General features: G+C 34.5%; 18 protein-coding genes. 14 read left to right on the forward strand and 4 right to left on the reverse strand.

Going from position 1 to position 13,248, the window contains the following annotated elements; genetic code table 11:
* The 12 genes from mcrD (at position 1) to mtrH (ending at position 9,609) form a co-directional block, all read left to right on the forward strand.
* Entirely contained in the window at positions 1-492 is a 492-nt protein-coding gene (gene mcrD / locus MAEO_RS06450; protein WP_011973973.1) for a methyl-coenzyme M reductase operon protein D, read from the forward strand.
* A gap of 15 nt (positions 493-507) precedes the next feature.
* Positions 508-1,104 (forward strand): methyl-coenzyme M reductase I operon protein C, encoded by a 597-nt coding sequence (mcrC, locus tag MAEO_RS06455; protein WP_011973974.1) that lies wholly within the window; start codon positions 508-510, stop codon positions 1,102-1,104.
* 16 nt (positions 1,105-1,120) lie between these two features.
* Positions 1,121-1,903 (forward strand): coenzyme-B sulfoethylthiotransferase subunit gamma, encoded by a 783-nt coding sequence (gene mcrG / locus MAEO_RS06460; protein WP_011973975.1) that lies wholly within the window; start codon positions 1,121-1,123, stop codon positions 1,901-1,903.
* 71 nt (positions 1,904-1,974) lie between these two features.
* Positions 1,975-3,633, forward strand: a complete 1,659-nt coding sequence (mcrA, locus tag MAEO_RS06465) for a coenzyme-B sulfoethylthiotransferase subunit alpha (RefSeq protein WP_011973976.1) — start codon at positions 1,975-1,977, stop codon at positions 3,631-3,633.
* Positions 3,634-3,864: 231 nt separating this feature from the next.
* Complete coding sequence (mtrE, locus tag MAEO_RS06470; RefSeq protein ID WP_011973977.1) at positions 3,865-4,767, forward strand: tetrahydromethanopterin S-methyltransferase subunit E; 903 nt, start codon at positions 3,865-3,867, stop codon at positions 4,765-4,767.
* A 20-nt stretch (positions 4,768-4,787) separates the two neighbouring features.
* Entirely contained in the window at positions 4,788-5,504 is a 717-nt protein-coding gene (gene mtrD / locus MAEO_RS06475) for a tetrahydromethanopterin S-methyltransferase subunit D (protein WP_011973978.1), read from the forward strand.
* Positions 5,505-5,673: 169 nt separating this feature from the next.
* The gene (mtrC, locus tag MAEO_RS06480) at positions 5,674-6,501 is read left to right on the forward strand and encodes a tetrahydromethanopterin S-methyltransferase subunit MtrC (RefSeq protein ID WP_011973979.1); all 828 of its coding nucleotides are present in this window, start codon (positions 5,674-5,676) and stop codon (positions 6,499-6,501) included.
* A gap of 9 nt (positions 6,502-6,510) precedes the next feature.
* On the forward strand, positions 6,511-6,837 hold the full coding sequence (locus MAEO_RS06485; RefSeq protein ID WP_011973980.1) for a tetrahydromethanopterin S-methyltransferase subunit B: 327 nt from the start codon (positions 6,511-6,513) through the stop codon (positions 6,835-6,837).
* A 17-nt stretch (positions 6,838-6,854) separates the two neighbouring features.
* Positions 6,855-7,577 carry a tetrahydromethanopterin S-methyltransferase subunit A gene (mtrA, locus tag MAEO_RS06490; protein WP_011973981.1) on the forward strand — a complete coding sequence of 241 codons (723 nt, stop codon included), beginning with the start codon at positions 6,855-6,857 and terminating at the stop codon, positions 7,575-7,577.
* Positions 7,578-7,617: 40 nt separating this feature from the next.
* Positions 7,618-8,382, forward strand: coding sequence for a tetrahydromethanopterin S-methyltransferase subunit A (gene mtrA, locus MAEO_RS06495; RefSeq protein WP_011973982.1), 765 nt, complete (start codon positions 7,618-7,620; stop codon positions 8,380-8,382).
* A gap of 8 nt (positions 8,383-8,390) precedes the next feature.
* On the forward strand, positions 8,391-8,615 hold the full coding sequence (mtrG, locus tag MAEO_RS06500; protein WP_011973983.1) for a tetrahydromethanopterin S-methyltransferase subunit MtrG: 225 nt from the start codon (positions 8,391-8,393) through the stop codon (positions 8,613-8,615).
* A 34-nt stretch (positions 8,616-8,649) separates the two neighbouring features.
* Entirely contained in the window at positions 8,650-9,609 is a 960-nt protein-coding gene (gene mtrH, locus MAEO_RS06505; protein WP_011973984.1) for a tetrahydromethanopterin S-methyltransferase subunit H, read from the forward strand.
* A 183-nt stretch (positions 9,610-9,792) separates the two neighbouring features.
* On the opposite strand, the gene MAEO_RS06510 is transcribed toward mtrH, so the two are convergent.
* The 4 genes from MAEO_RS06510 to MAEO_RS06525 all read right to left on the reverse strand — a co-directional run bounded on the left by MAEO_RS06510 (position 9,793) and on the right by MAEO_RS06525 (position 12,050).
* Positions 9,793-10,320 carry a DUF2096 domain-containing protein gene (locus MAEO_RS06510; RefSeq protein WP_011973985.1) on the reverse strand — a complete coding sequence of 176 codons (528 nt, stop codon included), beginning with the start codon at positions 10,318-10,320 and terminating at the stop codon, positions 9,793-9,795.
* A 68-nt stretch (positions 10,321-10,388) separates the two neighbouring features.
* On the reverse strand, positions 10,389-10,679 hold the full coding sequence (locus MAEO_RS06515) for a DUF749 domain-containing protein (RefSeq protein ID WP_011973986.1): 291 nt from the start codon (positions 10,677-10,679) through the stop codon (positions 10,389-10,391).
* Positions 10,680-10,732: 53 nt separating this feature from the next.
* Complete coding sequence (locus MAEO_RS06520) at positions 10,733-11,545, reverse strand: TatD family hydrolase (RefSeq protein WP_011973987.1); 813 nt, start codon at positions 11,543-11,545, stop codon at positions 10,733-10,735.
* 19 nt (positions 11,546-11,564) lie between these two features.
* Positions 11,565-12,050, reverse strand: coding sequence for an RNA-binding domain-containing protein (locus MAEO_RS06525; protein WP_011973988.1), 486 nt, complete (start codon positions 12,048-12,050; stop codon positions 11,565-11,567).
* A gap of 310 nt (positions 12,051-12,360) precedes the next feature.
* On the opposite strand from MAEO_RS06525, the gene MAEO_RS06530 reads away from it, so the two are divergent.
* Positions 12,361-12,888 (forward strand): pyruvate ferredoxin oxidoreductase subunit gamma, encoded by a 528-nt coding sequence (locus tag MAEO_RS06530; protein ID WP_011973989.1) that lies wholly within the window; start codon positions 12,361-12,363, stop codon positions 12,886-12,888.
* Between the two features lie 67 nt (positions 12,889-12,955).
* A complete protein-coding gene (gene porD / locus MAEO_RS06535; RefSeq protein WP_011973990.1) occupies positions 12,956-13,216 on the forward strand; it encodes a pyruvate synthase subunit PorD in 261 nt (86 codons plus the stop codon).
* The last annotated feature ends 32 nt before the right edge of the window (positions 13,217-13,248 follow it).

Raw genomic sequence — 13,248 nt, forward strand, 5'->3', positions numbered from 1 at the left:
ATGATTGAAATTGAAGTCTTTCCCCACAGATTTTTAAAGGCAGACACCACTGAAAAGTTCTTAAATGACATATATTCTATTGAAACCGTGGAACGAGTTATTGTCCATGGTCAGCCATTACCTAAAACCGTATATTATGGTCCTGCAAGAGGCACTCCTGTAAATCACCCTGAAAGAAAAGAAGTTCTTGTTAATGGTGTGCCTGTGGAGCTCACTGTAATGGCAGGTAGATTTTGGATATTGTTGGAGAATGATAATGAATTAAATAAAATCGAGGAAATTTGTAAGTCATTATTTCCATACGGTTACAACTTAAATGTTGGTAAATTTACCAGGGATTCCCCGACCACAACAGATTATATGAAATACGGTGAAAAACTGGTAAATAGTATGGATAGAAAAATGATCGGCCTTACAGATCCAAGAAGTAAATTCGCATCCTCTGTTAAAATGATTCCAAAAAATGAAAATGCCGAATGTGAGCAAAATTAAGAGGATAGTGATTTTATGCCAGTTGGTAGAAAAGAACAGATAGTCGATTGCAGGGCAGTAAGAGGATTAGGTGAAGGCGGAGGATTGGCCCAGAGAGGAACTTTTGCAGAGGGCCTTAAAAATGATGTTGTTGTTGTGGCAATGTCTCCTGGGAGAAGACATATCACAAAACCAGTCTGTGAAATTACCTATGGAATAAGAGAAGCTGGAATTCAAACCAGTGTGCTTGTATTAAATGCGGGCTCTGGACTTCCGCATGATACTCCCAAAGGTAGTTTAGGTTCAACCTTTGGATTAAAACCAGAGGAGGCAAAACAGGTAAATCGACATAAACTTTGCATAGTTCATTTAGGTAATGTAAAAAGCCACATAATCTATAAGGCAAGACTATTTCTTAGGTATGTTAAAATACCTACAATTATCGTATGCCAAACTCCCATAGATATGGAGGATTTTGCAAAGATTGGTGTTAAAACTAAAAATGTTATGCCTGTTAATCCCGATACTGAAGGCACCATTGTGGATATTATTACGGGGGTAGTAAGGGGAGAATCTGCTACCCAACTTAAAATTGACGAAACTATTGAAAAAATTAAGAACCATTTAAATTAAATTAAAAGGTGATTCTATGGCATACACGCCTCAATTTTGTCCTGGTTCAACAACAGTAGCACAGAACAGAAGAGACCACATGAATCCAGATGTTCAATTGGAAAAATTAAGAGAAATCCCTGATGATGAAATAGTTAAAGTTATGGGACACAGACAGCCAGGAGAGGACTACAAAACAGTTCATCCTCCATTGGAAGAAATGGACATGCCTGAAGATTTTGTAAGAGATATAGTTGAACCTATGTCTGGTGCTAAGGAAGGACACAGAATTAGGTATATTCAGTTTGCAGATTCAATGTATAACGCACCTGCTCAACCATACGATAGGGCTAGAACTTACATGTGGAGATTTAGGGGAGTAGATACAGGAACACTCTCAGGAAGACAAGTTATCGAAATGAGAGAAAGCAACCTTGAAGAGATGTCCAAAAACTTCTGTATAGATACAGCATTCTTTGACCCTGCAACATGTGGTATGAGAGGAGCAACAGTACATGGACACTCATTAAGATTGGATGAAAATGGGTTAATGTTCGATGCTCTCCAAAGATATGTATTTGATGAAAAAACTGGTCATGTTTTATATGTAAAAGACCAAGTTGGAAGACCATTGGATGAACCTGTTGATTTCGGGGAACCATTATCCACCGAAAAATTAAAGGAAATAACAACAATATATAGAAAAGATAGTATTGCAATGAGAGACGACGAAGAAATAGTAACAGTAGTTAAAAGAATCCACAGAGCTAGAACTTTGGGAGGATACATGCCTACTGAAAAAATCTTCGAAGGATTGTAAGTGAAATACGATACAGCAAATATTGAATATATTACTTAACCTACCTCTACTTACCTTTTGAGGTGAATTTTATGGAAGCTGAAAAGAAATTATTCTTAAAAGCATTGAAAGAAAAGTTTGATGAAGACCCAAAGGAAAAATATACAAAATTCTACACCTACGGCGGATGGAAACAATCCAAAAGAAAAACAGAATTTGTTGAAGCAGCAAAGGATATCGCTGATAAAAGGGGAGGAATGCCGGGGTACAACCCAGATATCGGTGTTCCGCTCGGACAAAGAAAAATGATGTCCTATAAATTATCAGGTACCGACGACTATGTTGAAGGTGATGATTTACACTTTATGAACAATGCTGCTATTCAACAATTGCACGATGACATTAGAAGAACAGTTATTGTTGGTATGGATACTGGACACATGGTATTGGAGAAAAGGCTAGGTGTAGAAGTTACTCCTGAAACCATCAACGAATATATGGAAACAATAAACCACGCTTTACCTGGTGGTGCTGTTGTTCAAGAACACATGGTGGAAGTAGACCCTGCATTAGCATGGGATTCATATGCTAAAATCTTCACAGGAGACGATGAGTTAGCTGACGAACTCGATAAAAGAGTTTTAGTTGATATTAACAAATTGTTCCCAGAAGAACAAGCAGAAGAATTAAAAGCTGCTATCGGTAAAAAAACATACCAAATATCAAGAGTTCCTACATTAGTTGGTAGAGTATGTGATGGGGGAACCATTGCAAGATGGTCTGCTATGCAGATAGGAATGTCCTTCATTACAGCATACAAACTTTGTGCTGGGGAAGCTGCTATTGCTGATTTCTCATACGCAGCAAAACACGCTGATGTTATCGGAATGGGTACAGCACTTCCAGCAAGAAGGTCAAGAGGAGCAAATGAGCCAGGGGGAATTCCATTTGGTATTTTGTGTGATGTTGTTCAAACAACAAGAATCAGTGATGACCCAGTTGAGCAATCATTAGAGGTAGTTGCTACCGGAGCTATGTTATATGACCAAATCTGGTTAGGTGCATACATGTCTGGTGGTGTAGGATTTACCCAATATGCAACAGCAGCATACACTGATGACATCTTAGATGATTTCTGCTACTATGGATTAGACTATGTAGAGAAAAAATTCGGTAGATGTGGAACAAAAGCTACAATGGATGTTGTAGAAGATATTGCAACAGAAGTTACACTTTATTCACTTGAACAATATGATGAATACCCAACATTATTGGAAGACCACTTTGGAGGTTCCCAAAGAGCAGCAGTTGCAGCAGCAGCGGCTGGTGTTTCAGTATGTATGGCAACAGGAAACTCAAATGCAGGAGTTAATGGATGGTATTTGAGCCAAATAATGCATAAAGAATACCACAGTAGGTTAGGATTCTACGGATACGACTTACAAGACCAGTGTGGAGCTTCAAACTCATTATCTATTAGAAATGACGAATCCTCACCATTGGAATTAAGAGGTCCAAACTATCCAAACTATGCAATGAATGTTGGTCACCAAGGAGAATATGCAGGTATCACCCAAGCAGCACACTCTGCAAGAGGAGATGCTTTTGCTATGAATCCATTAATTAAAGTTGCATTTGCTGACCCATCATTAATATTTGACTTCGCACGACCAAGAAAATGTTGTGCAAGAGGAGCTCTCAGAGAGTTCGAAGTAGCAGGAGAAAGAGACCCAATCTTACCCGCAAAATAATATAATTTGGGCATATATTACATAGAACATAAAGGGAGCTCCCTTTTATTGTTCCCTTTTTTAAATATATCTATTTATTTTTTTGTTCTGGATTTTGTTTAATTAAAGAAATATTTATTAGAAATAAACAATAATTAACCGCCTTTTGATGAAATCAAATCGAAAATAATATATATTATTAATCAATGACATATTTATTTAGATATTAATTTAATTTATGAGGTGAATCACATGGACCCAACATTGTTAGCTCTCGGAGCTCTTGCATTATCAGGAGCCGCTGCTACTGTGGCAGGATGTGCAGAAGATTTGGAATCTGATGTAGGTTCTCAGTCAAACCCTAACTCCCAGGTTCAATTAGGTCCTCAAATGGGGAATATCCACAGATACTTTAACAAAGCTATCTCTGGGGAACCTGTATCCTATGGATTATATGTTGCTGCGGCTGGTGCTACTGCATGGGCATTGATGGGTATGAATTTAAACCCTATTCTTGCAATTATAGTAGGTTCAGCAGTTGCTGCATTAGTTCACGGTGCTTACTCAGTAAGTGCATTTTTAGGTAGGATTGTAGGACAATCAAAGAACTTTGGACAGCCAGTATATATGGATGTAATGATGGGCCATTTAGGCCCTATTGTAGGTCATGGTTTTATTGCCGTATTTTGTATGCTTTTTGCCGCATATTTGGCAGTTAATGCATTAGGAAATCCATTCCCATTACCATTGGTTGCATTAATATTTGGTATTACCGTAGGTGCTATTGGTTCCTCAACAGGGGATGTTCATTATGGTGCTGAAAGAGAATATCAAAAATACGCATTTGGCGGTGGAATACCTGTTGCCAACCAAGGAGATATAGACATTATGGCAGAAACTGGTATTAGAAATGGTTTAGATTCTTCATATTTCTGTTCAAAATTGGGTGGTCCTTTAACAGGTCTTGCGTTTGGTCTTATCATATTCCTTGATGGATGGAGGTCAATACTTGGAAATATAATAGGCGGAGATTTAATAACAAAGGCGGCTATTGCTATTGTGGTTGGTCTTATTGTGGTTATTACTACATTATTACTCAACAGAAAAATCGAAGTATATGCTAGAAATAAATTTGGACCATATACAGATAGGTAAAAAATATTTGGTGATGTATTATGGTAAATATTGACATTGTAAGTTTGGCAATCCCTCTTGCAGAAATCACAATTGCGGGTGCCATTATTAATGCTAGTGTTCATTTTGTTCCAGTGGGTGGAGCTCCTGCGGCTATGGCTACTTCAACAGGAGTAGGTACAGGAACTACACAGTTGGCAGCAGGTGCTGGGTTCACTGGTTTAATGGCTGCTGCAGCATTGGCAGCTCAATCAGGTATTAGTTTAACAAATCCACTCCATTTAGCTCTTATTATGGCATCAGGAGCAGTGGGTTCTATGATTATGCTTGGATTAACTATGTTAATTGGGCAAATGATTTATGTATATGGTATTGGAGTAGTTCCAGCAGCAGATAAAGTAGATAAAGACCCCTTTACAGGAGATTATCAAAAATCCTACATTACTCCGGGAACAACAGGACATGCAATTCCAACAGTATGTTTTATAAGTGGTTTAATCGGAGCAGCACTTGGAGGTATTGGTGGAGGTCTTGCTTATATTGCATTTAAATTATTGGGATTCTCCTCAGAAGTTTCAGGAGTTATTGCAGTTGGGTTTTTCTTCTTGAATGCTGTTCTTGCATCATATAATATCGGGGGAACAACAGAAGGATTCCACGACCCAAAATTCAAGAAAATACACTTCGGAATCGTAGCTTCATTTGTAGCTTCATTGTTATGTGGAGTTATTATTTCAGGAATGTCATTAGGAATTTAATATTATTGGATTAGATATTAAATTCAAATACAATAATAGTAGTTGGATTGGCGGAAACATACCCCTATATATGCTATAAATTAATTGTATAAATTAAAAGTGAATATAATATAATCTTTTCATCCATTTGGGAGAAAACTTTGTCAATTAACTAAATAGAGGTGTAATTATGAGTCATGGTGGTGGAGGACACGCAGCAGAAAGATATCCTGAAGGTCAGGTTTTATTAGCTGGTTCAGTTCTCGCAATCATTGGTATGTATATTGCACATTTTGCTACGCAATTTGGATATGGACAATTGTCTATGTTGGTGGGCGGACTTTTAGCAGTTGCGGCTACTGTGGCAGGTGCAAATACTACAAGAAAAGTAGCAGCTTATGGATTAGGAACAGGAGTTCCCTCCATTGGTATGGCTGCATTAGGTATGGGGACAATTGCAACATTGGCAGGAATATTAATTCCCTCAGTATTGATATCACAGTTCGCATTTCCTAATGAAATAATTTATGCTATACCAATATTAATATCAATAGTGGCATTAATATTAGGTGTAGTTGTAGGAAAATTAACAGTAAATCCAATTGGAATGAAAGTTCCTATTATGGTTCAAAGTATGACTTACTTGTCATTAATGGGTGCATTATCTGTTTCAGGATTTTGTATAGCATTTGCAGGTGGTTTTACCCCTGATGTATTTATGGCAGGTGCAGTTAAAACTGGAATTATTGGATTGGCATTTATTGCAGCAGGTATGGCAATATTACATCCATTTAACGCATGTTTGGGTCCAAACGAAGACCATGGAAGAACATTAAAATTGGCATTAGCTTGTGGATTGATAACATGGTTTATGTTTGCAGTAGCTAAGTTAGATGTTATTTCTTCAATTGTGTCATTAATACTTTGGGCATTAGTTTATGTTTCATTTGTAAAACAATCATTAAACGATGCATGCGATGTATTATATACGCCAGAATTGCCTAAGAAGGAAGATTAAGGTGGTATTATGGAATTAGTTAAAATATGCCCAGAAATTGGAATTGTGATGGATGTCGATACAGGAATAGTTGCCGAAATGAGGAAAGATATTCTTGTAGTTGATTTAAATCCAATTAAAGAGGAAATAAATAAATTAGAAACATTATCCAAAGCATTTGAAAATTCGCTTGACCCAAGAAGTGCTCCATTAAAAGCATACGATGGAAGGGACAATATATACAGTGTTGGAGGTCTATTCCAAAGTGCATTCTTTGGTTTCTGGATATCTTTATCAATATTAACATTGGGATTAATACTTGTAATAGGTTTATATCCTAAATTAATAGGGTTATAATTTGGAGGTGCTAATATATGGCAGATAAAAAAGCTCCTGCATCAGGATGGCCAATAGTAAGTGGCGAATATGTTGTAGGAAACCCAGAAAGCTGTGTAGCAGTTGTAACATTGGGTTCCCATGGTTTAGATGAAGCAGCTATTGAAGCAGGTGCTGCTATTTCAGGACCATGCCACACAGAAAATTTAGGGATTGAAAAAGTTGTAGCTAATTATATATCAAATCCAAACATTAGGTTTATGTTGGTTACTGGTTCCGAAGTTCAAGGACATATTACAGGACAGTGCTTTAAAGCATTGTATGAAAATGGAATTGGAGATGATGGAGGAATTATTGGAGCAAAAGGAGCTATTCCATTTTTGGAAAATGCTGGACAAGATGCTATCAGTAGATTCCAAAATCAACTTGTGGAAATTGTAGATTTGATTGATGTTGAAGATACAGGTAAAATAAGCAGTGCTATTAAAGACTGTATTTCAAAAGACCCTGGTGCTTTCGAAGAAGATCCAATGATATTGGATTTAGAAGGCGGCGGTGGAGAAGCTGGAGCTGATGAATCTACATCAATAAAACCAGCTGCGCCAGAAACAGTATTATTGGAAGCAAGAATGAGAATGATATCTGAAAAAATAAATGATGCAGCATTAATAGCAAAATTCAATTCAGGATATTATAATGGAAAAATACAAGGAATTGCAATAGGGTTGTTCCTATCTTTGTTAATATTCTCCTTGTTATAGATATATATTGCAGATATGAATAATTTGGAGGTGCTAATATATGGCAGATAAAAAAGCTCCTGCATCAGGATGGCCAATAGTAAGTGGCGAATATGTTGTAGGAAACCCAGAAAGCTGTGTAGCAGTTGTAACATTGGGTTCCCATGGTTTAGATGAAGCAGCTATTGAAGCAGGTGCTGCTATTTCAGGACCATGCCACACAGAAAATTTAGGGATTGAAAAAGTTGTAGCTAATTATATATCAAATCCAAACATTAGGTTTATGTTGGTTACTGGTTCCGAAGTTCAAGGACATATTACAGGACAGTGCTTTAAAGCATTGTATGAAAATGGAATTGGAGATGATGGAGGAATTATTGGAGCAAAAGGAGCTATTCCATTTTTGGAAAATGCTGGACAAGATGCTATCAGTAGATTCCAAAATCAACTTGTGGAAATTGTAGATTTGATTGATGTTGAAGATACAGGTAAAATAAGCAGTGTTATTAAAGACTGTATTTCAAAAGACCCTGGTGCTTTCGAAGAAGATCCAATGATATTGGATTTAGAAGGTGGCGGTGGAGAAGCTGGAGATGGAGACGGTGGCGAAGGATTTGCTATCGAGGGAATTCCTTCATCAGTTGAGCCAGATTTAGAATATACAAAAAAATTCATGGACACTCTTGACTACAAAGTAAGTTTGATTACAAGAGAAGTTGGTCTGTCTTCTGGAACTCAGTTAAAATCCATTGAAGGAGCAATTTATGGTTCTATATTGGCCGTGGTGTTGGTAGGAATTCCAGTTCTATTAAAATTAGTATTGTAGGTGGTTGAATGTCAGAAATACCAACTGTTATAGTTCCATCAAAGGAATACAAAGAATTGCAGGAAAAATTAGATGGTATTGAACAAACCGTAGAAAATACCAATGCCGAAATTATCCAAACATTGGGTAAAAAAGCGGGAAGAGATGTTGGTATAGTATATGGGTTTGCAATAGGATTAGTATTTGTAATGGTAGTTGGAAAATTATTGCCAATATTTAGTAAATTCCTATAAAAAAATAAGGATATATATTATAAGGTGGTAATTGATGTTCAAATTTGATAAAGAACAGATGGTTATTGAAATCGCAGGTAGAAAATTCGGCGGTCAGCCGGGAGAATACCCAACAGGTCTATCTGGAACAATATTTTATGCAAGACACAAAATTGTAGAAGATGAAATAAAAGGGATTTTCGATAAATCCGCAGCAGAAGCATTAATAAACAAACAAGCTGAAATGGAAGACACCACAGGAAACCCTGCATTAGTTCAGGTATTTGGTGGAAACCCAGAGGCATTAACAAAATATATCGACTTCGTAGCTGAAGTATGGGATGGTCCAATGTTATTGGACTCCACATCAGGAGAAGCTAGAATGGCAGCCGCTACAAGGGCAACCGAAGCAGGATATGCAAATCAATGTATTTACAACTCTATCAATGTTTCAATAGATGAGGCAGAATTCCAAAACTTGGTAGAAAGTGATATAGAAGCTTCCATTGTGTTGTGTTTCGACCCAATGGACCCATCAGTTGAAGGTAAATTAAATGTGTTGTTAGATGGTGGAAAAACAACAGATACAGGTATGCTTGATTTAGCTGAAAAAGCGGGAATTAAATACCCATTAATTGATGTTGCATGTACTCCATTAGGAAGTGGTGCAGGTCAGTCTGTAAGGGCATCATTCGCTGTTAAAGCAAAATTAGGTCTTCCAGTAGGTAGTGGTATCCACAACATCCCATCAGCATGGGACTGGTTAAGAGATTTCAGAAAAGGATTAAGAGAAGCAGGACAAACCCAATTAGCAAAAGATGTTCATCATGTTTGTGATATTGGAGCTAATATTGTTCAAACAATGGGTTCCGGAGACTTTGTTTTATACGGACCTATTGACAATGCAGAATTAGCATTCCCAGCAGTTGCTATGACCGATATGGTTATTGCAGAAACAGCAAAAGATATGGGAACAGTTCCAGTAGATACCCATCCAATAAACAAATTGTTATAATGTGGTTGAAAAATAAATAAAATATATATTTTCTTTTTTATTATTTTTTAGGGTTTTTTATTCTAAAAATAGATTTTAATATTAAATTGCTATTTTGTAAATTTAAAATAATTATAAAAATAATTTATATTTAAAATTAAATAATATGATTTATAATTTAAGGAGCTCCCTATGTAATCCCCATTATACACTCCATATAATTGAAAAATCTTTTAGTGCCTTGGTAATTAATTCTTTTTTTCCTTCAATTATGATTTTATCGGCGTCTTCCTTACTATTTTCAAAAATAATACCATACCATTCACTCAATTCCCCCAATATTTCACTGTGGAGCTCCCTATTTAACTTGACCCTAATGGTTTCGGCCCCCTTTCTTCTTTTAATTTCTACATTAAATGTGCTTTTATCCAGGGGAAATTCTATGTCTAACTCATTTCTACAAGCTTTACCCATTTTATCCAAATACTCTTTCGCTGTATCGATATCACATAATCCAAAAAGCATCATTTGAACTTGGGATAGCTCTTTCTCAGCATCTCGCAAGGATTCAAAATTTGCATGTTCATCCATTAAATAAAAATGAATAATATTTTTAGCAATTCTGATTTTAGAAATTGCATCATTTGAAACTGGCTTCCCCTCCTTTATTAATTTTGAAGCTAATTCCGACAAAACTACCCATTGTTTATCAATTCCTTTTGCATCTTTCATTGTTATCACTAATTATTGATATTATATGTTAAATATTACATATTATAATATTGTCTATTATCCTATTATCATTTCATATTCTTTATATATTCTTTTAACATTTCCTCGGAATCGTGGTTCATTAAAGAGTTTAATTCCTCTAATTTTGATTTAATTTGTTCTATGGTAGTATCTTTATCAATAAAAAATGCCTGATAACTTGTAGTTCCAGATATATTAAAAATTGCAACAGTATCATCGTCTTTTAATAATCTGTTGTCAAGTTTTGACCTAACTACAATATAATCAGCCATATCACTATCTAACCCCTCTTTAACAGATACAATGCCCGTCAAAGTAGCAATGAATGTTCGTTCCATATTATCACCAAATAATTATCCTATATTTTTCATCATATTTTTTATTATATATTTTAAATATTGAATAATATTTTTGTATTTCTATAAATAATATTAACAATTTCATCATAATTATATGTTTCTTCCTCTTTTTTTATGTCATATATTTTTTCTACAACCTTTATTACATTTGTTGGTAGGTTTTTTTCTCCCTTTATGGGGGATAAATATGGACTATCGGTTTCAACCACAATATTTTCTAATTCAAGATTTTTTACAAGATTTACATGGAGCTCCGAGAAACATACCAAGGTAGATATTGAAATATAATGTCCTGCATTTATTAATTTATTTGCTAATTCAATATCTCCACTATAACAATGAAACATGGATATTATATTATTAAATTTACTACTGCCCGTTATGGTGTTATAACATTCCTCTTCCCTTCCTCTTGCATGAACTACAATTGGTTTGTTTAACTCATTTGCCAAATCTATAAATTTAACAAATATATTTTTTTGGCGGTCGGGATTATTAATATTCACCGTATTTATGTCCAATCCAATTTCCCCTATTCCAACAATATTTTTTTCGTTTTTTAATATTAAATCATATACTTTATTTATTACATAATCATCTGCATTAGTGTAGCAGGGGTGAAACCCCAAAGTTAAATAAATATTATATATATCAGAATAATCTTTTTTAATTTTCAAAGCCCTCTCGCATCCACCAAGATTTGCACCACTTGTTATAATTTTAACATTATTATTCATTGCATTTTTAATAATGGCATCTCTGTTTTTATTAAATGATTTATCTTCAATATGACAATGGGAATCTATATAATTGTAGTTATTATTATTATTATTATTATTATTCATATTTCGCCCCATTTAAATTTTATTTTTTTTCAATCACACTAAAATCCCAGTTATCTAATTCATTTAATATGGTTTCTTTTACGGCTTCTTCTTTTTCTTTTGTGGCATAAACATTAAAACCAAGGACTATTCTTACTACATCATCTCCATCTACTAATTTACATTTTCCAACACAGGCCAATTGTTTATCGAATCTTAAATATATTTTTCCTTTTTCTATTCTTGTAGATATGTCATTTTTTAATTTATTAACATTTCTTTCATCTCTTTTTAATAAATCCATAATTCTCTTAAATGTTTTTTTAGCTGGTTTTTTAGTTAATACTATTTCATGAATTCGTATTGGATTTCCAAAACATCCTTCTGTATCTATTGTAGATATATTTATGTCGTCATCATCTATTTCCGGAGGAATAAAGTATGCCATACTACTTAATACTTTATCTTCGTCCTCTGTTATATGGGCTATTGACGATATGGTTATATTATTTAATTTAATGTTCATTATATCCCTCTATATAAATTGTTAATTTAAATTTAGATATTATTATTTAATTATTGTCTCTAAATAGGAAATTTATTTACGGCAATTATCGAATAACAAAAAGATTTATATAATATTATATCATATTGTTGTATGTAATGATTAATAATGATGAATAATATTTTTGAATATCTATATTATTATTGCTATTAATATTAGCATTATTGTTTATTTTATAATTAACTATTATTTATGTTATGCTACATATAACATTACTATTCTTGTATTATGGCATATTGATTACAGCGTTATGTATTTTGAGGTGAATTGAATGATAGAAGTTAGATTTCACGGGCGAGGAGGACAAGGAGCCGTAACCGCAGCACAGCTTTTAGCAAAAGCAACCTTTATAGATGGAAATTTTGCCCAAGCATTTCCATTTTTCGGTGTTGAGAGAAGGGGAGCTCCGGTTATAGCTTTCACAAGAATCGACGATAAAAAAATAAGAATAAGAAGTCAGATATATGAACCAGATTATGTTGTAGTTCAAGACCCCTCTTTATTGGATTCTATAGATGTAAAAAGTGGATTAAAAGAAGGCGGTAAAATAATTATAAACACCACAAAGGACATAAAATTTGAGGGATATGATGTATTCTGTGTGGACGCAACAGGAATTGCACTTGATGTGTTAGGATTACCTATCGTAAATACATCAATATTGGGGGCATTCGCAGGAGTGACTGGAGAAGTGAGTATAGAAGCACTCAAAGAAGCTATAATGGATTCATTCCCTAAAAAATTAGCTGAGAAAAACGCAAAAGCAGCAGAAGTTGCATACAATGCCGTTAAAAAGTAAATATGTAAAATACGGCATACTAAGATACATACAATAAATAAATAGTATAAAATAATTAGGTGATTTTATGACTACAATCGGTGCTATAATATATGAACCAGGGAGCTCCCGAAATAATAAAACTGGAAGTTGGAGGGTATTTATACCTACAATGGATAGCGATAAATGTATTATGTGCGAGAATTGCTTTATATTTTGTCCAGATTCCTCAATTATAGAGGGCGAAGATGGTAAATTTAAAATAGATTATGATTATTGCAAAGGGTGTTTGATTTGTGTAGAAGAATGTCCAGTTAATGCAGTAACCAGTGCAAGGGAAGAGAAATAATTCATAATAATTATAATTATGGCAATGTCAAT

Origin of the sequence: Methanococcus aeolicus Nankai-3, from assembly GCF_000017185.1 — an archaeon.
Taxonomy (GTDB): Archaea; AGJL01; Methanococci; order Methanococcales; family Methanococcaceae; genus Methanofervidicoccus; species Methanofervidicoccus aeolicus.